Raw genomic sequence first — 21685 nt, 5'->3', positions numbered from 1 at the left:
GCTCGTCAGGAATCGGTAGCCGGGCGCGGGCGGTTGCTTTAAAAGCATCTGCTCCCACCGACTATGAGGCTGACCATGGTACTGAGAGCCGACGACCTGATCGACCGCCGCCGCTTGCGCCGCAAGCTGACATTCTGGCGCGTTGCAGCGCTTGTTGTCGCAGCAGCCGGGCTGATTGCCTTTTCGACCTGGATTTACGGCGATGACTTCACTGGCGCGGCGATCGACCATATCGCCAAGGTCAAGATCGAGGGCACCATCACCGAAGACGACGACCTGATCAAGCAACTGGACGCCATCCGTCAATCCCCGAGGGTGAAAGCTGTAATCCTGTCGATCGATTCACCTGGCGGCACCACCGTCGGCGGCGAATCGATCTACGAGGCAGTGCGCAAGCTGGCCGCCGAGAAGCCGGTGGTGGCCCAGGTCGGCACGCTGGCCGCATCGGCGGGCTATATGATCGCTACCGCGACCGATCATATCGTCGCGCGCAAATCGTCGATTGTCGGCTCGATAGGCGTGCTGATCCAGTATCCGGACGTCAGCGGCCTTATGAACAAACTCGGCGTCAAGCTCGAGGAAGTGAAATCCTCGCCGTTGAAAGCTTCGCCATCGCCTTTCAAGCCGACCAATGACGACGAGCGCACCATGGTCCGCAAGCTCATCCTCGACAGCTACGACTGGTTCGTCGGCATCGTCGCCGAACGCCGCAAGATGACCAAACCGGAGGCGCTGGCGCTGGCCGACGGATCGATCTTCACCGGCCGGCAGGCCGTTGCCAATAAATTGGTCGACGCGGTCGGCGGCGAGACCGAAGCGATCGACTGGCTCGCAACCAAGGGCATCGACGCCAAGCTCAAGGTGGTGGAGTGGAAGGACGCGGAAAGCGGCGGCTTCCTGTTCTCGAAGGCGATGGCACGAACCATCGGCAGTGCGCTCGGCCTGCCCGACTATGGCGGCGACATCATTCACGAACTTGGTGCCGATCGCTTGTTTCTTGACGGTCTGGTTTCCGTCTGGCACCCTTGAGACGAGTGAAAAAAGCAAATAAAATCATCCTCATAATTTGACCGCAGTGTTTTCACGGGGAGCCTTCTCATGATCAAATCCGAACTTGTGCAGATCATCGCCACACGCAACCCGCACCTTTTCCTGCGTGACGTCGAAAACATTGTCGGCGCGATTTTCGACGAGATCACCGACGCGCTCGCCGAAGGCAACCGGGTCGAGCTGCGCGGTTTCGGCGCTTTCTCGGTGAAAAACCGCCCCGCCCGCACCGGCCGCAATCCGCGTACCGGCGAATCCGTCGAGGTCGAGGAGAAATGGGTGCCGTTCTTCAAGACCGGCAAGGAATTGCGTGAAAGGCTGAACAGCGGCAAATAAGCGCCGCGCGGGCTCATGCGCCATGCCGGCCTTTTCAGGAGGCCCGGCCTTTGGTAGAGCCCGCCTTCGACAGGAAATTCTATGTTCAATCGTTTCATGCTCATCGTGGTCTTCGTGCCGCTGGCCGTCATTCTGATTGCGCTGGCGGTGGCCAACCGCGATCCGGTTGCCTTCACCCTGGACCCATTCAACCCCGGCAATCCGGCGCTGACGATGACGCTGCCGCTTTTCATCTTCCTGTTCGTGGCCCTCGCCATCGGCATGATCGTCGGCAGCCTGGCGACCTGGATCAAGCAGGGCCGCTATCGCAAGCTGGCGCGCCAGCGCGGCGTCGAGGCCGAGAACTTGCGCCAGGCGGTCAGCCGGGCACCGGCCGCGCAACAAGGCCCCTCCTTGCCGAAGCCGACGGGCTGAGCCGGAACCGCCGCGCGTCCTTTTTGGGCGCGCAAAGGACGCTGTACCATTTTTGATTGCGCATGATCTTTGCAGAAAATCGCTTCTGATTTCGCGGTCATGCGTCAGGCGTATTTCTCTCGACGGAGTTTCCTATGTTGAGCATTTCGGCGGCCGAGGTCGATCAGGCGCTGACCTTTCCCGGCCTGGTCGAAACGCTGCGCGCGGCTTTTCGCGATGGCGCGGTACAGCCGGTCAGGCACCACCATACGGTCGAACGGCCCGACGGCGCGGCCTCGACCCTGCTCCTGATGCCGGCCTGGACCGACTTCAATGCCGCCGGCTCGTCGGCAGGCGGCCATATCGGCGTCAAGATCGTCACCGTGTCGCCCGACAACAACGCCGTGGGCAAACCCGCTGTGATGGGGCTTTACCTCCTGCTCGACGGTGCGACCGGCGAGCCTGAAGCCATGATCGACGGCCAGCGGCTGACGCAGTGGCGCACGGCCTGCGCCTCGGCGCTGGCAGCCTCCTATCTGGCCCGCGAGGACGCTTCGCGGCTGCTGGTGGTCGGCGCCGGCGCGCTGTCGCCGTTCCTCGCCAGGGCGCATTGCGCGGTGCGGCCGATCACCGTCATCCGCATCTGGAACCGCACGCCGGCCAATGCCGAAAAGGTTGCGGCGGAATTGCGCGCCGAGGGCTTTGCGGCCACCGCCGCGAGCGATCTCGACGCCGAACTCGGCCAGGCCGACATCGTTTCGTCGGCGACGATCACGACCACGCCGCTGATCAAGGGCGCGCTGTTGAAGCCGGGGACCCATGTCGATCTGGTCGGCGGCTTCACGCCGGCCATGCGCGAAAGCGACGACGATGCGATTGCGCGCGCCCGCGTCTACGTCGACACCCGGGCCGGCGCCACCAAGGAAGCGGGCGACATCGTCCAGCCGCTGGCCTCGGGCGTGCTGGAGGCGCAAGCCATCGTCGCCGACCTGCATGAATTGGCACGCGACCAGAAGAAGGGCCGGCAGAGCCCCGGTGAGATCACGCTGTTCAAATCGGTCGGCGCAGCCCTCGAAGACCTCGCCGCCGGCATTGCGGTGTACAAGGCGAGCAGCAGGCAGTAGGCAGTAGGCAGTAGGCAGTAGGCAGTAGGGGAAGCAGTACTAACCGTGCGGCTTCGTGCCAGTTGTATTTTTCCTGGTCACTTATTCTTACTCCCGTACTCCCCTACTCCCCTACTCCCCTACTGCCTACTGCCTACTGCCTACTCCCTTCCGACGGGGAACGTCTCCGGCGTCACCCCGTTGTTCGGGCGTTATGGAGATACGCGGGTTCCTGTTGTTCTGGTCCATCTTGGCCGCCGTTGTCGCGGCGCTCAGCCTTGGACCATCCTTCGCCCATGTCCTGGAATCAGCTCCTCGGCTGACGAAATGGTCGCCTTCTCTCTGGCGCGAGACGACTGTCTTCAACGCCCAGTTCCAGCTGTTTGCCGTCATTGGCGCGCCATTGGACCTGGCCGCGATCGGCTGTCCGGGACTGCTCGCTTGGATGCTGCGCAATGACCGACCGGCGTTCTGGTATGCGTTGGCCGCTGCCGTGATCTATGCGGTGTCTCTTGCGATGTGGTTTGCTCTCGTCAAGCCGGCGAACGATATTCTGGCCACTTGGGTGCCTGGCCCGATTCCGGAGAATTTCGAAGCGATCCGGCTGCGCTGGGAAACAGGCCATATGATCGTCGCCGGCTTCAAGGCCGTCGGTTTCGTATCGCTGGTTGCTGCCCTGCTCTTCATCAGGCGCGGCTGACCGGTTCGGAAACGTCCGGCGACTGCGTTTGTTGCGCCGGTGAATGTGCTGTGGCAGAAGCGGGCCACGTCGCCCAGGAGATGCTCTTCTTGAAACCTTTTCGCGACAAACGCCGCGACAGCCGCTCGCATCAGACCGCAAAGGGCGGGGCGGAACCGCGCGCAACCGGCGCATCGGGCAACCGCACCGAGCCGATAGCCGCGCCGCGCGTCCTTTCCCGCCGCGACGGCGCCCTGCCCGCCGAACACCTGCCGCTGATCCTCGAAGTCGCGCCCAACGCCGACTACGCGTTGCTCGACAGCGGTGCCGGACAGAAGCTCGAGCAGTACGGCCCCTATCGCATCGTCCGGCCTGAAGGCCAGGCGATCTGGCAAAAAGCGTTGCCGGCCAAAGACTGGGACCGCGCCGACGCCATTTTCACCGGCGACACCGACGAGGAAGGCATCGGCCGCTGGCGTTTCCCCAGGACGCCACTCGGCGAAACCTGGCCAATGAAGCATGACGGCATCGATTATCTCGGCCGCTTCACCTCGTTTCGCCATGTCGGCGTGTTCCCCGAGCAGGCCTCGCACTGGGATCACATGGCCGGGCTGATCGCGGCGGCGAAGCGGCCGGTCAAAGTGCTGAATCTGTTCGGCTATACCGGCCTTGCCTCGCTGGTGGCGGCGCGCGCCGGCGCCGAGGTCACCCATGTCGATGCTTCCAAGAAGGCGATCGGCTGGGCCAGGGAGAACCAGGAGATGGCGGGCCTGTCGCAAAAGCCGATCCGTTGGATCGTCGACGACGCCCTAAAATTCGCCGAGCGCGAGGAGCGCCGTGGCAGCCGTTACGACATCGTCCTGTTCGATCCGCCCGCCTATGGCCGTGGCCCCAGGGGCGAGGTCTGGCAATTGTTCGAGGATCTGCCGGCTCTGACCGACCTCTGCCGCTCGGTCCTGACGCCGAAGCCGCTCGCTGTCGTGCTGACCGCCTATTCGATCCGCGCTTCCTTCTTCGCCATCCATGCCTTGATGCGCGACACTTTTGCCGGCATGGGCGGCACGGTCGAATCCGGCGAACTGATTATCCGCGAGAAATCCGCCGGCCGGGCGCTGTCCACCTCGCTGTTTTCGCGCTGGGTGGCCTGAATGAGCGAGCGGCACGCCGGCGCGCCAGGGCAGGTGAAGGAAGTCACCAGCCTTGCCAATCCGTTGATCAAGGACATCAAGGCGCTCTCGCTGAAGAAATACCGCGACCAGCAGAACGCATTCATGGCCGAGGGGCTGAAGCTGGTCATCGACGCGCTCGACCTCGGCTGGTCGATCCGGACGCTGGTCTTCGCCAAAGCCGGACGCGGCAACGCGACGGTCGAAAAGGTCGCGGCACGCACGGTTGCCGCCGGCGGCACCGTGCTCGAAGTTTCGGAAAAAGTGCTCGTCGCCATCACGCGCCGCGACAACCCGCAAATGGTGGTCGGCGTCTTTTCGCAAAAGTTCCTGCCGCTGAAGGACATCCGCGCTCAAGACGGCGATGTCTGGGTGGCGCTCGACCGCGTGCGCGACCCCGGCAATCTCGGTACCGTCATCCGCACCGTCGATGCCGTTGGCGCCAAGGGCATCATCCTGGTCGGCGAGACAACCGATCCTTTTTCCGTCGAGACCGTGCGCGCCACGATGGGCTCGATCTTCGCCGTGCCGGTCGCCAAGGCGACGCCGGAAGCCTTCCTTGCGTGGCGAAAAAGCTTTCCTGGCCTTGTTGCCGGCACACATCTGAAGGGTGCGGTCGATTACCGTTCGGTCGACTTTTCCGAAGGCCCGGTGCTGCTGATGATGGGCAACGAACAGCAGGGCCTGCCCGAAAGCCTGGCCGAAAGCTGCGACAGATTGCTGCGGATTCCACAGTCCGGTCGGGCCGATTCGCTCAATCTCGCGGTGGCCACCGGCATCATGCTGTTCGAGATTCGGCGCGGCGCGCTGAAACTTGCCCCGGAGGGCGCCTGACCGTGACATCCCGAACGGTGAAATCCCCAACAGCAAAATCCTGGTTGCCCTACGTCGTACTGGTCGCCGCCGCGGTGACGCTCGACCAGTGGGTGAAATATCTGGTCGAGACCGGCCTCCCTTTTCAGGAAAAGGTCGATCTTGTCCCGTTCCTGGCATTGTATCGCACCTACAACACCGGCATCGCCTTCTCGATGTTTTCGTCCTTCGGTGACACGGGCCTGGTGGTCATCGCCGCTTTCGTCGTCGCTTTCGTGCTCTATCTCGCGGCCCGCACTCCGCCCGGCCACGTGCTTACCCGCATCGGCTTTGCGCTGATCGTCGGCGGCGCGCTCGGCAATCTGTTCGACCGCGTTACCTATGGTCACGTGATCGACTACATCCTGTTTCACACCCCAATATGGTCCTTCGCCATCTTCAACCTCGCCGACGCCTTCATCGCAGTCGGCGCGGTGGTGGTCGTCCTCGACGAACTCATTGGTTGGCGGCGTGAGGCCAAGCCCTCAAGCGACTGACCTGGCGATTGACCTGGCCTTCTGCCGCCATACAGTGTCCCATTCAAGAAGCCCGAGGAGAAGACATGCCCGAAACCTTCAAAGCCATCCTCGTTTCGCGCGACGCCGAGAAGAAGCAGTCGGTCGCGATCACCGACCTTACCGAAGCCGACCTGATGGAAGGCGATGTCACCGTCGCCGTCGAGGCGACGACGGTGAACTACAAGGACGGCCTCGCCATATCCGGCAAGGCGCCGGTGATCCGCCGCTGGCCGCTGGTGCCGGGCATCGATTTCGCCGGCACGGTCATCTCGTCCTCCCATGCCGACTGGCGCACGGGGGACAAGGTCATATTGAACGGCTGGGGCGTCGGCGAGACGCATTTTGGCGCCTATGCCGAGCGCGCCCGTGTCAAGGGCGACTGGCTGGTGCCGCTGCCCCAGGGCATGAGCCCGCATGATGCGATGGCGGTCGGCACGGCAGGTTACACCGCCATGCTTTGCGTTATCGCGCTGGAACGGCACGGCATCGTGCCGGAACGCGGCCCCGTCGTGGTGACGGGCGCGGCCGGCGGCGTCGGCTCGGTCGCGGTTTCGATTCTGTCCAGCCTCGGCTATCACGTCGTCGCCGCGACCGGCCGCAGCGCTGAAAGTTCCTACCTGACCGACCTGGGTGCTTCGGAGGTGATTTCGCGCGACGAGCTTGCCCAGCCTGCAAAGCCGCTCGCCAAGGAACGCTGGGCCGGCGGCGTCGACGCGGTCGGCAGTCACACCCTGGCCAACGTCCTTTCGATGACCTCCTATGGCGGCGCCGTCGCCGCCTGCGGCCTGGCCGGCGGCATGGATCTGCCGACGAGCGTCGCCCCGTTCATCCTGCGCGGCGTTTGTCTGCTCGGCATCGATTCGGTGATGGCGCCAAAAACGGTCCGCATGGAGGCGTGGCGCCGCATCGGCACGGACCTCGACCTCCAGAAGCTCGCCAAACTGTCCACGACCATTGGCTTCGATGGCATCATCGACGCCGCGCACGATATCGTCGAGGGCAAGGTCCGCGGTCGCGTGGTGGTGGACATGTGAGCTCTTCCTTCTCCGGTTTTTAATGCATTGGCAAAAGCCTGACCCAGGGTGTGCAGCGGTGAAGCGCCTCGCATGAGGCCGGCCAAACGCGACGCGCTTCAGGAGCGGAGAGGCAAAAACCGCGCGACCGCTAAAATTCGAACGATCCGCGGCAATTTTCCATAATCTCTGTCTGGCAAGGGTTTCCGCATGGTCACGGAATCCGGCATCAGAGAAACAGAGAGCGCCGAAAACGTCGACGGGATCGGCCCGGAGGCGCCAAGCCGGCAGCATATCGCGGCGCCGCCACTGGCGCCTGAATTGCCCGCCGCCAATCGCGAAGGCCTGCCGTTCCTGATGCTCGTCGCCATCGTCGTGCTGGCGGGCCTGTCGCATCTGACCGGCGCGCCGATCTTCATCACCGTCGGGCTTTTGGCGACTGGCATGGCAGGCCTTGCCGTGCATCTGCGTGCCAGGCGCACGGCGCGCCGCACGGTTGCGCTGCTTGGCGCGACCGCAGCGCGCAGCCGCGCCGAGGTTGAGAGCCTGGCCGACCGCGTGTGGGAGATGCAGGAGAGCGAGGAACGCTTTCGCGGGCTGATCGACGCGCTTGGCGATCTCGTCGTCCATCGCGACCGTGACGGCCACATCGTCTATGCCAACAAGGTTTTCGCCGAGCTTGTCGGAGCCGACCAGCGCGACCTTGCCGGCAGGGCCCTGGCCGACCTCGGCATCGAGGTCGGCATCGTTCCCGATGCCGCTTTTTCCGACCATGAATGCCTGAGCTCCACCGACGTCGCCATTAGCACACCGAGCGGCCCGCGCTGGTTCTCATGGATCGAACTGTCCGTGCGCGACAAGGAGAGCGGTTCCGTCTCGCATCGCGCAATCGCCCGCGACATTACCGCACGCAAGCACGCCGAAACGTCGCTGATCACCGCCCGCGAGCGAGCCGAATATGCAAGCCAGGCCAAATCGCGCTTCCTCGCCACCGTCAGCCACGAGATCCGCACGCCGATGAACGGCATCATAGGCATGGCCAAGCTGCTGGCGGACACCGGGCTCTCGCCGCAACAACGGACCTATGTCGGCGCCATCTCGACCTCGGCCAGCGCGCTGCTGGCGCTGATCGAGGACCTGCTCGACTATTCCAAGATCGAGGCCGGCCGCTTCGATCCCGAACCGCAGCCAATGTCGGTGCGCGAGATCGCCGACAACATCGTGGAACTCCTGGCGGCGCGTGCCTTCGCCAAGAACATCGGCCTTGGCTGCCATGTCGAACCCGACGTGCCGCAGATGATATCAGCCGATCCTGGAAGGGTCAGGCAGGTGCTGCTCAACCTCATCGGCAACGCCATCAAGTTCACCGACAGCGGCGGCGTGTTGGTGAGCATCGCTCGTGCCCGCACCGAAACCACCGACCGCATAGGCTTCACCGTCACCGACACCGGTCCCGGCCTGCACGAGGACGACCTGGAGCGCATCTTCGAGGAATTCGAACAGGCTGACGGCACGTCGACTCGCGCGCATGGGGGCGCCGGGCTCGGTCTTGCCATCTCCAGGCGCCTGGTGATCGCCATGGGCGGCACGATCTCGGTGTCGAGCCAGCTCGGCCAGGGTTCGGAATTCGTCTTCGAAATCCCTGCAATATCGGCCACCGAGCCGCCGCAGAGCCGTCGAGATGCGCTGTCAGGGCGGCGCGCCGTGATCCTGTCGAAGAACGCCATCGAGGCCGACGCCATCGCCCGCACCATCCGCGCCAATGGCGGCAAGGTCGATCTGGCCACCACCGCCGCCCAGGCAGCGTCCTTCGCCGAAGGCTGCGACGCGCTTTTGGTCGATGCGGCCATGGAGGAAGGCGACGGCAGGTTGCTCAAACGCCTTCGCCAGAGCGGCTTTGCCGATTGCGAGGCGATCACACTGATCGCGCCAACCGACCGCGGCATGCTGGGCGAGTTCCGCGCCAGCGGATACGCCACCTTTCTGGCAAGGCCGGTGCGTGGCGAAACGTTGCTTCGCGTGCTTTTGACCAGCAGCGTGCCTGCCCTCACCCAGCCGCAGCCGGAAAAGCGCGGCGCACCAACCGCCCGCGCCATTGGCGGCCGGCGGCGGGGCCTGTCCGTGCTGATCGCCGAGGATAACGACATCAACGCCATGCTTGCCCGTGCCACGCTGCTGAAGGCCGGGCATCGCGTGAAACTGGTCGGCAACGGCAAGGCCGCCGTCGAGGCCATCACCGGCACCGACCATAAGTATCGCTTCGACGTGGTGCTGATGGACCTGCACATGCCTGTCATGGACGGGCTGGACGCGATCGCCGCCATCCGCCGGCACGAGGAGGAAACCGCCGTGTCGCCGGTTCCGATCATGGTGCTATCGGCGGACAGTCAGGAAACGACCCGCCACGCAGTGCTCGCCCATGGCGCCAGCGGCTTCGTCACCAAGCCGCTCGACCCCGACGCGCTTGTCCATGCGGTCGAGGGTCACGTGGCCGCTTGATCCGCCGGCTGTCCTTGCCTGGCTTACCTGCAGAACATAGCCGGTTGAAGGGTTGCCCAGCCGACGAAGTATTGCCGGCAGGGCCGTATCACGGTACTGTCACAATCCTGTTGCACCTACGCCGTATCCCCGTGCCAAGAGGGATGGCTCGAAGGAGAATCACTCGTGCATACAGTTATGCCGGAATGTGACGCTCGGCCGAACGCCAGGGGTGCTTTGCTCACCGGGCGCAACGTCGATGCTGTCATAAAAGGCGAAGCGCTTGGCCGTATCGGCAACCTCGAAGTGCGGCTCGCACGCAACGAGGCCGAGATCGCCGCCGCGCAGGAAGTGCGCTACCGGGTGTTCTATGACGAGCTCGGCGCCAGGAAAACCCTGTTTCAGGTGCAGGACCGCCGCGACGCCGACCATTTTGATCCGCTCTGTGATCATCTGCTCGTCTTCGACACCTCGCTGTCCGGTCCCGAGCATCGCCGCATTGTCGGCACCTACCGCCTGTTGCGGCAGGAGATCGCGGCAGCGGCCGGCGGCTTCTATTCCGAGGGCGAGTTTGAGCTGACCAAGCTTATCGCCCGCCATCCCGGCCAGCGTTTCCTTGAACTCGGCCGCTCCTGCGTCTTGCCGGAATACCGCTCGAAGCGCACCATCGAGGCGCTCTGGCAAGGTATCTGGGCCTATATCAACCATTATGGGATCGGCGTGATGACCGGTTGCGCCTCGTTCCCCGGCACCGTGCCGGCGGCACACGCCGAAGCGCTGACCTATCTCGCCCATCACTGCCGGACGAATTCGGCCTGGGACGTGCGCGCCGTCGCCGGCCGCTACTGTTCCATGGATTTGATGCCGATCGAGGCGGTCAACGCCAAGGCCGCGATCGCGGCGATGCCACCGCTGGTCAAGGGCTATCTGCGCGTCGGCGCGCGCATCGGCGACGGCTGCGTCATCGACCGCGAATTCTCGACGGTCGACGTGTTCGTGGTGATGCCGGTCAAGGAGATCGGCGCCCGCTACGTCAGCTATTATGGCGGGGAAGCCCAGCGCTTCGCCGCCTGAGATTCCAATGAATAGCGAATAGGGAGTAGCGAGTAGCGGGAGTTCCGCCAATTCGCTGCGGATCGTTGTCCCTATTCGCTACTCGCCCTCATTTCACGGAATATCTTCCGGCCGCCGGCCGGGCCGGCTCTTGTAGGACGGAAAGGCCCAGCCGAACTTAAGCGCGCCGCCACGCACGCAGAAAGCGGCTATGAAGCCCACTAGGCCCGAGGCGAGCGGCGGCAGTCCGGCGAGATCGCCTGTTGTAAACAGGATGGCGCCCGCAAGGGCGGCGGTGACATAGATTTCTGGTCTCAAGAGCACCGAAGCCTCACCGGCCAGCAGGTCGCGCAAGATCCCGCCGAACGTGGCAGTGAGCACGCCGGTAACAACGGACACGACCGGCGAGCCGGTGATGGCCAGGCCCTTGGCGGCACCCATCACCGAAAACGCGGCGAGGCCGACGGCGTCGAGCCAGAGCAGTAATTTCCAGCGGGATTCGAGACGGTGCGCCCCGAAAAAGACAAGCATCGCCACCACCGCGCAGATCAGCACATAGCCAGAGCTGGTAACCCAGAAGACCGGCAGATTGAGGATGACGTCACGAAACGTGCCACCGCCGATGCCGGTGACGCTGGCCAGGAACAGAAATCCGATGATGTCGAGCTGCTTGCGCGAAGCGGCCAGCGCACCGGTCGCCGCGAAGACGGCGACACCGGCATAGTCGAGAAGCTCGATCGGGTTCAAGGGCATAGCGGAGTAGGAGAGCGGGTGAATAGGGATGTATGAATAGCACGAAGCCGGACGATTGGTACGGCTCCTTTACCCTATGCCCCTACTGCTCCTACTGCCCTATTCCCTTAACTTACGCATCCTTCTCAGCTTGCTCATTCACCGGCCCTGGCTCGACCGGCGCTTCGCTTGCCACATGCTTGGGACCGCCCTTGGCAACGCCGACCATGGCCGGCCGCAGCACCCGCTCGCCGATCGAATAGCCGGGCTGCACGACCTGGACCACCGTGTTGGCCGGCACCTCCGGATTGGGCACCTCGAACATCGCCTGATGGAAATTCGGGTCGAATTTCTCGCCTTCCGGCTCGAGCTTCTTCACTCCGTGCCGCTCGAGCGCCGATAGCATGGCGCGCTCGGTGAGCTCGACGCCCTCGATCAGTGACTTCAAACCGGCATCACCTGACGCCTTGGACTCAGCCGGGATCGCATCCAGTGCGCGGCGCAGATTGTCCGATACCGACAGCATGTCACGGGCGAAATTGGCAACCGCATAGGCGCGTGCATCGTGCACGTCACGGGCGGTACGGCGACGCAGATTCTCCATCTCGGCTGCGACGCGGAGCGCGCGGTCCTTCAACTCGTCGTTTTCCTTCAGCAGCCGCACAAGCGCTTCATAGTCGCCGTCGGCGCTGCCTTGCGTGTGTTCGGTGGCAGCCCCGGCCGTCTCGGCTTCATCGGGCGCGCGTTCGTCTTTTGCCTGGTCGCTCATCGCCGTTTCCCGTCATTTCAAATGATGTGGATTTTGTGCCCGATATCGAGGTTTGGCGGCCAAAAATCAAGGGGCAAGCGATACTGGACAGGCCGCTCGCGCTTTTGACGACGCATCATGGAGACCTTTCGATATTAATTCAAATTTTACTGTAACCACCGGCTTTGCTTGCCAAGATGCTGCGATGGGGGAACCATTCGTCTGCTGGAAGAGTTTCGAAACCGACACAGGATTTTGAGATGGCGACCCGCAACGACGGCGACCGTAAGAATGGCGCCCCCAACGATGACGAAAGACGTGAAAGGCTGGCGGCCGGCATCAGGCGCCAGTTCGGCACGGAGGCAACGATGCACTTTCTGCGCGCGTTGCCGGCGTTCCGGACGGAGAACGACATTCCCGATCGTTTCAGGGAATTGCTTGACCGCCTGGACGGCATCGAAAGCAGCGTAGCCGCCGGTGGCAACCGGCGATAGACAACACACACGCCTGTCGCTGCGCGTCATTGGCATGCCTTTTGCCGCAGCTTGCGCGTCGCGCGACAATTACCCGCAGTAACTTTGCGTGATGCCTGGCTTGCGGCGACGAAATGGTCCGTCTATGCTTCCTGATGAACATGATTTCCCCCGAAGCTGTAGCGAACAGCAAGCGTGCCTGGTTGAAGATCCTGGCGCGCTACAAGAAACCTGACAGGCGGCGCAGCGCCGTCGAACTTGCCATCACCCTCATCCCCTTTGCCACGCTGTGGGCACTGTCCTCGGCTGCCTATGCCTATGGCCATTGGTGGGGTCTGATCCTCATCCTTCCGGCCGCCGGCTTTCTGGTGCGGATCTTCATGATCCAGCACGATTGCGGCCACGGTTCCTTCTTCGCCAACCGCACCGCCGACGACTGGATCGGCCGCGGCCTGGGCATCCTGACTTTGACGCCTTACGATTGCTGGCGACGTGCCCACGCAACCCATCATGCCAGCGCCGGCAATCTCGATGAGCGCGGCACGGGCGACATCAGGACGCTGACTGTTGCCGAATATCGGCAAATGTCCTGGCGGGGCCGCCTTGCCTATCGTCTCTATCGCCATCCGCTCGTCATGTTCGGCCTCGGCCCCATTTGGCTTTTCATCTTTGAGCAGCGACTGCCGGTCGGCATGATGCGAGGCGGCCTCACGCCCTGGGTGTCGTCAATGGCCACCAACGTGGCCATCGCGGTTGCGGCCGCCGCCCTCATCTGGTTCGTCGGCCTCGAAGCGTTCCTGGTTGTCCACTTGCCCATCGTCGTTCTCGCCGGCTCCGCCGGCATCTGGCTGTTCTACGTCCAGCACCAGTTCGAAGAGACAGAGTGGGCAAAGGACTCCGAATGGGAGTTCCAGCATGCGGCCCTGCACGGCTCGTCCTATTATGACCTGCCGCCGGTACTGAACTGGTTCACCGGCAATATCGGCGTCCATCACGTGCACCACCTCTCCGCCAAGGTGCCGTGCTATCGTCTGCAGGAGGTCCTGAGGGACTATCCGGAACTGCGCGAAATCGGCCGCGTCACGCTTCTCGACAGCCTGCGCTGCGTCAAGCTGGCGCTGTGGGATGAGAGCCGCAGCAAGCTGGTGTCGTTTCGCGAAGCGCGGATGACTGCGTAAAAGCATCACCCGAAAATCGAAATCGATTTTCGGAAGGATCATGCGCAGAATCAAGTTCTACAGCTTCTTTTGCGCGTCCCAAAAGGACGCGGCGCTGTAGTGCCGCCGCACCACAGGTGCGGCGGTTTCCAAGGCCCGACTCAAGCCGCCTTGCGTTCGTCGCGCATCAGGATCTCGCCGTGGCGGATCTCGGTGCCAAGCACTTTCAGGCATTCGCGCATGAAGGCGGCCAGCCCCGGCCAGCCCTTGGCCGACACCAGATTGCCGTCGACATGGGCGCCGGTCGGCGCGACATCGATGTAGGTGCCGCCAGCGAGCGTGACTTCCGGCTCGCAATACTGCAGCGCCGCGACTTCCCTGCCACGCAGCACGCCGTCGACCGCCATCAGGATCTGCGCGCCGTGGCAAATGGTGAAGATCGGCTTGCCGGTCTCGTGGAAATGCCGCACCAGCGCCTGCACGCGCTTGTCGATGCGGATATATTCCGGCCCGCGCCCGCCTGCCGCATAGACCGCATCGTATTCGGCCGGATTGACCTCGGAAAACGTCTTGTTGAGGATGTAGTCATGGCCGAGCTTTTCCGTATAGGTCTGGTGACCCTCGAAGTCGTGCAGCGACGTCTTCAGGATATCGCCCGCCTTCTTGTCAGGACACACGACATGCACGGTGTGGCCGACCGCATGCATGGCCTGTTCAAAGACGAAAATCTCGTATTCCTCGCTGAACTCGCCAACGAGCATCAATATCTTCTTACCAGCCATTCCCGGTTCCTCCCTTGGTGGCGAATTTATTTCGGATCGCGAAATAATAGGCCATATCTTAAGGGGCGGATGCCGAAAATAAAAGATTGAATCGGCAAAGTGGTCCGACCAGATGCGACTTGCTCGGTGGGGAGATCAACCGGTGCGCACCCGCCGCCAGGAATATTTGGGGCCTTTGGCCTCCAGCTTCACGGTCGGCTGGTAGGACAGCGGCAGACCGCCGGTGCGGCCTTCCTCGAGCCGTTTCAGCAACACTGGATTTGATACTTCGAACTCGTCGAAGCCGAGGCGCAGCATATGCGGAAGCTGGTCGACCAGAACCTGTCCGGTGGCGCGGACCGCGCCCTCGAAACGGTAGCGGCTGCGCAGCAGTTCGCCCTTGGAGAAGGAGCGGCCGTCACTGAAAGCCGGGAAGGCCAGCGCCACCAGCGATATCTGGTCGAGCAGGTCCGCGATCTTTTCGAGCTGATCGCCGGGCTGAAGCAGTACGCCGAGGCGCTCCCTCGCCGACCGGCGCACCGCCGGATCGAGGTCGAGAAACGCCTGCAGCGGCAGGATGAAGCGGCCATTGCCGGACAGTGCGTCGGCGCTCTCGGCATGGCTCCACTCGTCCTCGCAAAAACCTGTCGGGGTCCAGAGGCGGGTGGCGTTTTCCGCTATCGATTCACTCATCGAGAAATTCCCAAGTCCACAAAATTCCAAAGTTCAAAACGCTCGAGGGTGTGTTGAGATTCAGGTAAGGCCGAGCCGAGAATGGTGGCTTCCGAGAACCGGAGCGGAGCGTACTTTGGGTACGTGCCGCCATTCGCAGGCCAGCCTCACCTGAATATCGACATACCCTAAAGCGATGCGTCGGTCAGCGACTTCTCCAGCCCCGACAAATGGATGCCGCACTCGGTCTTGGCGTGCCCCACCCAGCGGCCGCTGCGTGCATCCTCGCCCGGCTGCACCGGCTGCGTGCACGGGAAGCAGCCTATCGAGAGATAGCCATAGGCGACCAGCGGATTCTCACGCAGCGCATGCGCGCGCATATAGTTGGCCTGGTCTGATGTCGTCCAATGCGCCAGCGGATTGATGCGAATGCGCGAGCCGACCGCCTCGAACACCGGCAGTGATGCCCGCGTCGTCGCCTGAAAACGCTTGCGGCCGGTGAACCAGGCGCGGAACGGCTCGACGCCGCGCGCCAGCGGCTCGACCTTGCGGACCTCGCAGCAGGCGTCGGTGTCGGTTTCGTTCAGATTACCGGTCGGATCGATCCGTTCGAGCGCCGCTTCTTCGGGAGTGATCACCCTTATATCGGTCAGCCCGAAATCGGCAACCAGCGCGTCGCGATAGCCGAGCGTCTCCTCGAAGTGCTTGCCGGTGTCGAGGAAGATGACCGGCAGCGTCCGGTCGATCTTGGCGATCATGTGCAGAAGCACTGCAGAATCCGCCCCGAACGACGAAACTGCGGCGATTTCACCGTGAAAGAATTCCCGGGCCGACCGCTCGATGATCTCCAGCGGCTTGAGATGACCATAGAGCGCATCGAGCCCCGCCGCTTCGGCGGCGATGCCGGCCTCGGCGTCGACGATACGATCAAGCGGCCTTGGCTTCGCCAGCATAGAGCGCCTCCTTGAACGGCGCGGGACCGACACGGCGGTAGGCGTCGATGAATTTTTCGTTTCTGTCGAGCCGGAGGCCGAGATAGGTCTCGACGATCTGCTCGATTGCGTCGGTGATCTCTGCCGAGCTGAAGCCGCGGCCGATGATCTCGCCGACCGAGGTGTTCTCGTCGGCCGAGCCGCCGAGCGTGACCTGGTAGAGTTCGGCGCCCTTCTTCTCGACGCCGAGGATGCCGATATGGCCGACATGGTGATGGCCGCAGGCATTGATGCAGCCGGAAATCTTCAGCTTCAATTCGCCGATCTCGCGCTGACGCTCGAGCGACGCGAAACGACGCGAGATTTCCTGCGCCACCGGAATCGAGCGCGCCGTGGCCAGCGCGCAATAGTCGAGGCCCGGGCACGAGATGATGTCTGATATCAGGTTGGAATTGGCGGTCGCCAGTCCGATGTCGACCAGCGCGTCATAGACCGCCTTGAGGTCGGCGCGTGCGACATGTGGCAGGATCAGGTTCTGCTCATGGCTGACGCGCAGCTCGTCGAAAGCATATTTTTCGGCAAGGTCGGCGACCGCTTCCATCTGGCTGTCGGAGGCATCGCCCGGCGCTTCGCCAATGCCCTTGAGCGAGATGGTCACGGCGGCATAATCGGGGTGACGGTGTGTCACCACGTTCTGGTCGAGCCATTCCGAAAAGCTCTTCGAATCGAGGCGGGCGAGCTTGACGGCCTCGTCGCCTTCCGGCCGTTCGGCCAGCACCGGTGGTGCGAAATAGGCATCGATGGCGCGGATGTCGGCTTCCGGCAGCTTTAGATCCGCATCCTTCAGCTCCTGCCATTCGGCCTCGACCTGGCGGGTGATCTCCTCGACGCCGGTCTCGTGGACGAGGATCTTGATGCGCGCCTTGTATTTGTTGTCGCGGCGGCCGTAGAGGTTGTAAACGCGCAGGATCGCCGTGCAATAGGACAGAAGGTCGGCCTCGGGCAGGAAGTCGCGGATCTTCTTGGCGATCATCGGCGTACGGCCCTGGCCGCCGCCGACATAGACGGCGAAACCGAGTTCGCCGGCAGCGTTCTTCTTCAAATGCAGGCCGATGTCATGCGTCTGGATGGCGGCGCGGTCGCGCTCCGCGCCGGTCACCGCGATCTTGAATTTTCTCGGCAGGAACGAGAATTCCGGATGCACCGACGACCATTGGCGCAGGATTTCCGCATAAGGACGCGGATCGGCCACCTCGTCGGCGGCGGCACCGGCAAAGTGGTCGGCGGTGACGTTGCGGATGCAGTTGCCGCTGGTCTGGATGGCGTGCATCTCGACACCAGCCAGATCGGCCAGGATCGCCGGAATGTCCGACAGCGCCGGCCAGTTGAACTGGATGTTCTGGCGCGTCGTGAAATGGCCGTAGCCCTTGTCGTATTTGCGGGCGATGTGGCCAAGCATGCGCAACTGCTTGCTGTTCAGCGTGCCGTAAGGCACCGCGATGCGCAGCATGTAGGCGTGCAACTGCAGGTAGACGCCATTCATCAGCCGCAGCGGCCGGAACTGATCCTCGGTGATCTCGCCGGCAAGCCGCCGCGCGACCTGATCGCTGAACTCGGCGACGCGGGCCTGGACGAAATCGTGATCGAACTCATCGTAACGGTACATGTCTGGTCTTTCCGGGCGCGTCCGCCCGTTGTCTTCAATGTCGTCGTTTACGCCGCCCGGGCGGCTACCGGGCGGGCCTGCTTGCCCAGGTCGTTGCGGTTGGTCGGGCCGGCGGCGCGGATCTTTTCGCGCAGCCGGACCGGCTTGACGACACCATTGGCGACGGTCACGTCGATCAGATTGACGTCGACCACTTCATTGTTGGCAGAGGCCGTGGCGCCGATCGCCTCCAGCCGGTCTTCAGCCGCCTTGTCATAGGCGACATCGGCATTGTCGATGGTCTCGGCCCAGCCGCCATTGGCGTACCAGACGGCTTCGCCGTCGGCGAGGCGGTTTGCAGTCAGGACTTTCATCGTTCAGCTCCTTCGGCGGCTGTTTGGGCCGCGCCTTTATGCCTGTGTGCCGCCAGCGGCTCGGAACGTTCAAAATTGGCGCCGGCGACCGCATCGCCGATGATGGTCATGACCGGACCGGTAAGGTCGGCGCGAATCTCCAGCGACGGCAGGTCGGCGAGCGTGCCGTGGAAACGGCGCCGGTTGGCAAGGCTGGCATTCTCGACCACGGCGACCGCCGTATCCGGCGACAGGCCGGCCTCGATCAGCCGGCCGGCAACCTCGGCCGCGACCGAGCGGCCCATATAGACGGCGACCGTGGCGCCGGAAATGGCGAGCTTTGCCCAGTCGGGCAGCGAATTTCCCTTGAGGTCGTGGCCGGTGGTGAACACCATCGACGACGACACGCCGCGCAGCGTCAGCGGCAGCTCGAAATCGGCGGCGGCGGCGAAGGCCGCGGTGACGCCCGGAACCACCTCATAGGCGATGCCGGCATCGCGCAGCGCTGCCATTTCCTCGCCCGCCCGGCCGAACACCAGCGGATCGCCGGATTTCAGCCGCACGACGCGCTTGCCGTCGCGGCCGAGCTCGATCAGCAGCGCATTGATCTCGGCCTGGCTCTTGGTGTGGCAGCCCTTGCGTTTGCCTACCGGCAGACGCTCGGCGTCGCGACGGCCCATGGCGACGATCGCCTCCGGCACCAGCGCATCATGGACGATGACATCGGCTTCCATCAGCAGCCGGTGGGCGCGCAGCGTCAGCAGGTCTTCGGCGCCGGGACCCGCGCCAACCAGGGCAATGTGACCCGATGCCGGCGCGTTCGAAAGCAACAGGTCGACGGCGGCACCGTGCGCCTGCGAAAGCTGGCCAGCCTCCATGGCGCGGGCCGGCGCGCCGCCGAAAAATTCGCTCCAGAAGCGGCGGCGGGCATTGCCTTTCGGCAACAATCTCTCAACAGTGCCGCGCAACGAGGCAGCAAGCGAAGCAAGCGGCCCGAGCGACGGCGACAGCATGCGGTCGATGCGGCTGCGCAGCATCTGGGCAAGCACCGGTCCGGTCCCTTCCGTGCCGATGGCAATGGCGACCGGCGCGCGGTTGACCAGCGCCGGGGTGAAGAAATCGCACAGCTCCGGCCGGTCGACGGCATTGACCGGAATGCCCAGCCGGCGCGCATCCTCGGCAACGCGGCGGTCAAGCGCCTCGTTGCCGCTGGCAGCAAACACCATCACCGCGCCTTCGAGATGCACGGCCTCATAGGCGGCAGCGATGTGGACGGCGCCATTCGCGGCGATGAAGGCCAGCAAATCATGCTCGGGGGCATCGGCTATGATGCGCAAGACGGCGCTTGACTGGCCGATCAGCCGCGCCTTGGCCAGAGCCTCCTCGCCGCCGCCGACGATGGCCACGGCTTCGCCAGTGACCCGCATAAAGACGGGAAAGGCGTTGAGCTTGGCGGGGGCCTGCGGCATACGAGCGGAATCCTGAATACGCTTTCGGTTTTACGCGCGGGCGCGAAAAAACAGAAGGAACGCACTCGCGCATCGCTTCGTGCGAAGCAATCGCTTTTCCGCAAGCACCAGAGGCAGGAGAAAAAAATTCCACACCCACGAGTGGAGCGGATCCAAGCCGCTGTTGCGAGCCTCGATCTGCGGCCGTTCTAGCGACAAGCGAGATATATTACAAAACACTTTTTTCTAATTTCTACCAATCTAGTAGATTAAAGCCGACATGCGCTGAGCACCGTCATCCCCGTTGGTTGGCTTGCTCGCCGTGCTTGTCGTCACCGGAACATTCCTGCCTCGGCGCGCGTTTGCCTGTGCGAATCCGAGCCTGGCTGTCCAGCTGCGGCAATGGCTCCAGAGACGGGCCTGGAAAACCATGAAAAACAGAAAAAGGAGCGCTCCGGTGAACAACCTCAAGCTGAAACGCGGACTGTGGGTCGTGGTCGCCGACGGCGAGAAGGCACTGTTCCTTGAGAACCGCGGCGACACCCAATATCCCGACCTTCAGGTCGTGCAGGAGATGGAACAGGAAAATCCGGCAACGCGAGAGCAAGGTTCGGACCGCCCTGGCCGCTACAGCGACGGCCCATCCGTCCACCGCAGCGCAGTCGAGGACACTGACTGGCATCGCCTCGGCAAGGAGCGTTTCGCCGACGAAATTGCCGAGCGGCTGTACAAGCTCGCGCACCGCGGCACCTTCAAGGAGATGGTGCTGATTGCACCGCCGCAGGTGCTGGGTGACATGCGTCGAAAACTGCACAAGGAAGTTGCCGAGAAAATCACAGCGGAAATTCCCAAGACGCTGACCAACCACACGATCGTCGACATCGAAAACCTGCTGCAGGCCACCTGATCGGGCATCAGGCGCAGGCCATCTCTTTTTAGCAGCAACCAGGCCGCCCTGCCCTTCCTCGTCATCGAGGATGCCGACAAGACGCTGGCCAAGCTCAGGGACGACGGCATCGAAACCGTGTCCGGCAACGCCGCGAGCAGCGAGGTATTCGCCGAAGCCAATCCCGAGGGCGCGAAGCGGCTGATCCTAGCCATCCCCAACGCCTTCGAGGCGGGACAGATCGTGCTGCGCGCCCGCGCCGCCAACCCGAAGATCAACGTCATCGCCCGCGCCCACTCCGATGCCGAGGTCGAGCATCTCAAGGGGCTCGGAGCCGACACAGTCATCATGGGTGAGCGCGAGATCGCGCGCGGGATCGTGGGAGAGGTTTTGGCAGCACCGAAAGCGCCTTCAGCAGCCTAAGCCTACGCCGCCCCTCACCCTTACCCTCCCCGTGAAGAACTGGAGAGGGTAAGGGTGAAAAAGCTCACACGTGCTGGCCGCCATTGATGTGGATTTCCGAGCCCGTCACATAGGATGCCTGCTGCGAGCACAGGAAGAAGATGATGTCGGCGACTTCCGCAGTGGTGCCCAGCCGCCGTAGCGGAATCGTCTCGACGATCTTTTCCGTGCCCGGTGACAGGATCGCGGTGTCGATCTCGCCGGGTGCGATGGCGTTGACGCGGATGCCGTGCGGGCCGAAATCATGCGCCATTTCGCGCGTCAGCGAGCCGAGCGCCGCCTTCGACGTCGCATAAGCGGTGCCGGCGAAGGGATGCACGCGAGTGCCGGCGATGGACGTGACGTTGACGATCGAGCCTTTGGCCGACGCCAATTCCCTGAACAATCCCCGCGCCAGCATGATCGGCGCAAAGAAATTCACCTGGAACACGTCGCGCCAGACATGCATCGGCGTGTCGATCGAATTCATGCGGCTGTTGCCGTCCTTGAGCTTCGGCGAGATACCGGCATTGTTGACCAGCGCATGCAGTTGGCCGCCATGCGCCTCCAGCCGATGGCGGATCTCCGAGATCGCGATGCCGACATCCTCCTGGTCGGCGAGATCGACTTTGATATGGTCCTCCGGACCGGCCGGCCACGGGCAGTCGTCGGCAAAGGCCTGGCGCGAGCAGGTGATGACGCGCCAGCCTTCGCGCGAAAAGCGCTTGACCGTGGCGTGGCCGATGCCGCGGCTGGCGCCGGTCAGCACGATGGTCTTTCTGGTGTCGGTCTCGGCCAT

General features: G+C 63.5%; 23 protein-coding genes and 1 pseudogene. 15 read left to right on the top strand and 9 right to left on the bottom strand.

Annotation, left to right across the window (positions count from 1 at the left end; translation table 11 throughout):
• The first annotated feature begins 75 nt into the window (after positions 1–75).
• The 11 genes from sppA (at position 76) to olsB (ending at position 10659) form a co-directional block, all read left to right on the top strand.
• A complete protein-coding gene (sppA, locus tag AC0L3H_RS21120; protein WP_473586772.1) occupies positions 76–1029 on the top strand; it encodes a signal peptide peptidase SppA in 954 nt (317 codons plus the stop codon).
• Between the two features lie 69 nt (positions 1030–1098).
• Positions 1099–1383 carry an integration host factor subunit beta gene (locus AC0L3H_RS21115; RefSeq protein WP_023797441.1) on the top strand — a complete coding sequence of 95 codons (285 nt, stop codon included), beginning with the start codon at positions 1099–1101 and terminating at the stop codon, positions 1381–1383.
• An 81-nt stretch (positions 1384–1464) separates the two neighbouring features.
• Positions 1465–1797, top strand: a complete 333-nt coding sequence (locus tag AC0L3H_RS21110; protein ID WP_091595569.1) for a LapA family protein — start codon at positions 1465–1467, stop codon at positions 1795–1797.
• A gap of 134 nt (positions 1798–1931) precedes the next feature.
• Positions 1932–2900 (top strand): bifunctional Delta(1)-pyrroline-2-carboxylate/Delta(1)-piperideine-2-carboxylate reductase, encoded by a 969-nt coding sequence (gene lhpI / locus AC0L3H_RS21105; RefSeq protein ID WP_473586771.1) that lies wholly within the window; start codon positions 1932–1934, stop codon positions 2898–2900.
• A gap of 193 nt (positions 2901–3093) precedes the next feature.
• Positions 3094–3579: a DUF1772 domain-containing protein gene (locus AC0L3H_RS21100; RefSeq protein ID WP_473518542.1), complete on the top strand. Its 486-nt coding sequence runs from the start codon at positions 3094–3096 to the stop codon at positions 3577–3579.
• A gap of 89 nt (positions 3580–3668) precedes the next feature.
• Positions 3669–4706: an RsmD family RNA methyltransferase gene (locus AC0L3H_RS21095; RefSeq protein ID WP_473586770.1), complete on the top strand. Its 1038-nt coding sequence runs from the start codon at positions 3669–3671 to the stop codon at positions 4704–4706.
• Entirely contained in the window at positions 4707–5558 is an 852-nt protein-coding gene (locus AC0L3H_RS21090) for a TrmH family RNA methyltransferase (RefSeq protein WP_473586769.1), read from the top strand.
• Positions 5559–5602: 44 nt separating this feature from the next.
• The gene (gene lspA, locus AC0L3H_RS21085; protein WP_473586768.1) at positions 5603–6073 is read left to right on the top strand and encodes a signal peptidase II; all 471 of its coding nucleotides are present in this window, start codon (positions 5603–5605) and stop codon (positions 6071–6073) included.
• A 65-nt stretch (positions 6074–6138) separates the two neighbouring features.
• Positions 6139–7128, top strand: coding sequence for an acrylyl-CoA reductase (NADPH) (gene acuI / locus AC0L3H_RS21080; protein WP_473586767.1), 990 nt, complete (start codon positions 6139–6141; stop codon positions 7126–7128).
• Positions 7129–7317: 189 nt separating this feature from the next.
• On the top strand, positions 7318–9606 hold the full coding sequence (locus AC0L3H_RS21075; RefSeq protein WP_473586766.1) for a hybrid sensor histidine kinase/response regulator: 2289 nt from the start codon (positions 7318–7320) through the stop codon (positions 9604–9606).
• A 177-nt stretch (positions 9607–9783) separates the two neighbouring features.
• Positions 9784–10659, top strand: a complete 876-nt coding sequence (gene olsB, locus AC0L3H_RS21070; RefSeq protein ID WP_473586803.1) for a l-ornithine N(alpha)-acyltransferase — start codon at positions 9784–9786, stop codon at positions 10657–10659.
• 93 nt (positions 10660–10752) lie between these two features.
• Here olsB and AC0L3H_RS21065 read toward each other — a convergent pair whose 3' ends face one another.
• On the bottom strand, positions 10753–11385 hold the full coding sequence (locus tag AC0L3H_RS21065) for a trimeric intracellular cation channel family protein (protein WP_473586765.1): 633 nt from the start codon (positions 11383–11385) through the stop codon (positions 10753–10755).
• Positions 11386–11503: 118 nt separating this feature from the next.
• Positions 11504–12139, bottom strand: a complete 636-nt coding sequence (grpE, locus tag AC0L3H_RS21060; RefSeq protein WP_091595557.1) for a nucleotide exchange factor GrpE — start codon at positions 12137–12139, stop codon at positions 11504–11506.
• Positions 12140–12378: 239 nt separating this feature from the next.
• On the opposite strand from grpE, the gene AC0L3H_RS21055 reads away from it, so the two are divergent.
• Together AC0L3H_RS21055 and AC0L3H_RS21050 are read left to right on the top strand one after the other, a co-directional pair.
• Complete coding sequence (locus AC0L3H_RS21055; protein ID WP_023797430.1) at positions 12379–12612, top strand: hypothetical protein; 234 nt, start codon at positions 12379–12381, stop codon at positions 12610–12612.
• Between the two features lie 134 nt (positions 12613–12746).
• Positions 12747–13769, top strand: a complete 1023-nt coding sequence (locus AC0L3H_RS21050) for a fatty acid desaturase (protein WP_023797429.1) — start codon at positions 12747–12749, stop codon at positions 13767–13769.
• A 140-nt stretch (positions 13770–13909) separates the two neighbouring features.
• On the opposite strand, the gene AC0L3H_RS21045 is transcribed toward AC0L3H_RS21050, so the two are convergent.
• The 6 genes from AC0L3H_RS21045 to cysG form a co-directional block, all read right to left on the bottom strand.
• Positions 13910–14530, bottom strand: coding sequence for a DJ-1/PfpI family protein (locus AC0L3H_RS21045; RefSeq protein ID WP_023797428.1), 621 nt, complete (start codon positions 14528–14530; stop codon positions 13910–13912).
• A 135-nt stretch (positions 14531–14665) separates the two neighbouring features.
• Entirely contained in the window at positions 14666–15202 is a 537-nt protein-coding gene (locus AC0L3H_RS21040) for a DUF934 domain-containing protein (RefSeq protein WP_473586764.1), read from the bottom strand.
• 167 nt (positions 15203–15369) lie between these two features.
• The gene (locus AC0L3H_RS21035; RefSeq protein ID WP_091595551.1) at positions 15370–16134 is read right to left on the bottom strand and encodes a phosphoadenylyl-sulfate reductase; all 765 of its coding nucleotides are present in this window, start codon (positions 16132–16134) and stop codon (positions 15370–15372) included.
• Complete coding sequence (locus AC0L3H_RS21030; protein WP_473586763.1) at positions 16109–17779, bottom strand: nitrite/sulfite reductase; 1671 nt, start codon at positions 17777–17779, stop codon at positions 16109–16111. The genes AC0L3H_RS21035 and AC0L3H_RS21030 overlap by 26 nt, the downstream gene beginning before the upstream one ends.
• 47 nt (positions 17780–17826) lie before the next feature.
• Complete coding sequence (locus AC0L3H_RS21025) at positions 17827–18132, bottom strand: DUF2849 domain-containing protein (protein WP_473586762.1); 306 nt, start codon at positions 18130–18132, stop codon at positions 17827–17829.
• Complete coding sequence (gene cysG, locus AC0L3H_RS21020) at positions 18129–19580, bottom strand: siroheme synthase CysG (RefSeq protein WP_473586761.1); 1452 nt, start codon at positions 19578–19580, stop codon at positions 18129–18131. The genes AC0L3H_RS21025 and cysG overlap by 4 nt, the downstream gene beginning before the upstream one ends.
• 436 nt (positions 19581–20016) lie before the next feature.
• On the opposite strand from cysG, the gene AC0L3H_RS21015 reads away from it, so the two are divergent.
• Positions 20017–20466, top strand: coding sequence for a baeRF12 domain-containing protein (locus tag AC0L3H_RS21015; protein WP_473586802.1), 450 nt, complete (start codon positions 20017–20019; stop codon positions 20464–20466).
• 42 nt (positions 20467–20508) lie between these two features.
• Positions 20509–20868, top strand: a pseudogene (locus AC0L3H_RS21010) (NAD-binding protein); the annotation flags it as partial.
• 64 nt (positions 20869–20932) lie between these two features.
• Here the strand turns inward: AC0L3H_RS21010 and AC0L3H_RS21005 are convergent.
• A complete protein-coding gene (locus AC0L3H_RS21005) occupies positions 20933–21685 on the bottom strand; it encodes an SDR family NAD(P)-dependent oxidoreductase (protein ID WP_065010150.1) in 753 nt (250 codons plus the stop codon).

Source organism: Mesorhizobium sp. WSM4816 (assembly GCF_055811535.1).
The sequence above is the reverse complement of the archived record's forward strand: the minus strand, read 5'-3'. Positions and strand labels throughout refer to the sequence as shown.

Excerpts from the sequence above, each read along its gene's own strand:
- sppA (WP_473586772.1), top strand. The coding sequence starts at position 76 with ATGGTACTGAGAGCCGACGACCTGATCGACCGCCGCCGCTTGCGCCGC.
- AC0L3H_RS21115 (WP_023797441.1), top strand. The coding sequence starts at position 1,099 with ATGATCAAATCCGAACTTGTGCAGATCATCGCCACACGCAACCCGCAC.
- AC0L3H_RS21110 (WP_091595569.1), top strand. The coding sequence starts at position 1,465 with ATGTTCAATCGTTTCATGCTCATCGTGGTCTTCGTGCCGCTGGCCGTC.
- lhpI (WP_473586771.1), top strand. The coding sequence starts at position 1,932 with ATGTTGAGCATTTCGGCGGCCGAGGTCGATCAGGCGCTGACCTTTCCC.
- AC0L3H_RS21100 (WP_473518542.1), top strand. The coding sequence starts at position 3,094 with ATGGAGATACGCGGGTTCCTGTTGTTCTGGTCCATCTTGGCCGCCGTT.
- AC0L3H_RS21090 (WP_473586769.1), top strand. The coding sequence starts at position 4,707 with ATGAGCGAGCGGCACGCCGGCGCGCCAGGGCAGGTGAAGGAAGTCACC.
- acuI (WP_473586767.1), top strand. The coding sequence starts at position 6,139 with ATGCCCGAAACCTTCAAAGCCATCCTCGTTTCGCGCGACGCCGAGAAG.
- AC0L3H_RS21075 (WP_473586766.1), top strand. The coding sequence starts at position 7,318 with ATGGTCACGGAATCCGGCATCAGAGAAACAGAGAGCGCCGAAAACGTC.
- olsB (WP_473586803.1), top strand. The coding sequence starts at position 9,784 with ATGCCGGAATGTGACGCTCGGCCGAACGCCAGGGGTGCTTTGCTCACC.
- grpE (WP_091595557.1), bottom strand. The coding sequence starts at position 12,139 with ATGAGCGACCAGGCAAAAGACGAACGCGCGCCCGATGAAGCCGAGACG.
- AC0L3H_RS21055 (WP_023797430.1), top strand. The coding sequence starts at position 12,379 with ATGGCGACCCGCAACGACGGCGACCGTAAGAATGGCGCCCCCAACGAT.
- AC0L3H_RS21050 (WP_023797429.1), top strand. The coding sequence starts at position 12,747 with ATGAACATGATTTCCCCCGAAGCTGTAGCGAACAGCAAGCGTGCCTGG.
- AC0L3H_RS21045 (WP_023797428.1), bottom strand. The coding sequence starts at position 14,530 with ATGGCTGGTAAGAAGATATTGATGCTCGTTGGCGAGTTCAGCGAGGAA.
- AC0L3H_RS21040 (WP_473586764.1), bottom strand. The coding sequence starts at position 15,202 with ATGAGTGAATCGATAGCGGAAAACGCCACCCGCCTCTGGACCCCGACA.
- AC0L3H_RS21035 (WP_091595551.1), bottom strand. The coding sequence starts at position 16,134 with ATGCTGGCGAAGCCAAGGCCGCTTGATCGTATCGTCGACGCCGAGGCC.
- AC0L3H_RS21030 (WP_473586763.1), bottom strand. The coding sequence starts at position 17,779 with ATGTACCGTTACGATGAGTTCGATCACGATTTCGTCCAGGCCCGCGTC.
- AC0L3H_RS21025 (WP_473586762.1), bottom strand. The coding sequence starts at position 18,132 with ATGAAAGTCCTGACTGCAAACCGCCTCGCCGACGGCGAAGCCGTCTGG.
- cysG (WP_473586761.1), bottom strand. The coding sequence starts at position 19,580 with ATGCCGCAGGCCCCCGCCAAGCTCAACGCCTTTCCCGTCTTTATGCGG.
- AC0L3H_RS21005 (WP_065010150.1), bottom strand. The coding sequence starts at position 21,685 with ATGGCCGAGACCGACACCAGAAAGACCATCGTGCTGACCGGCGCCAGC.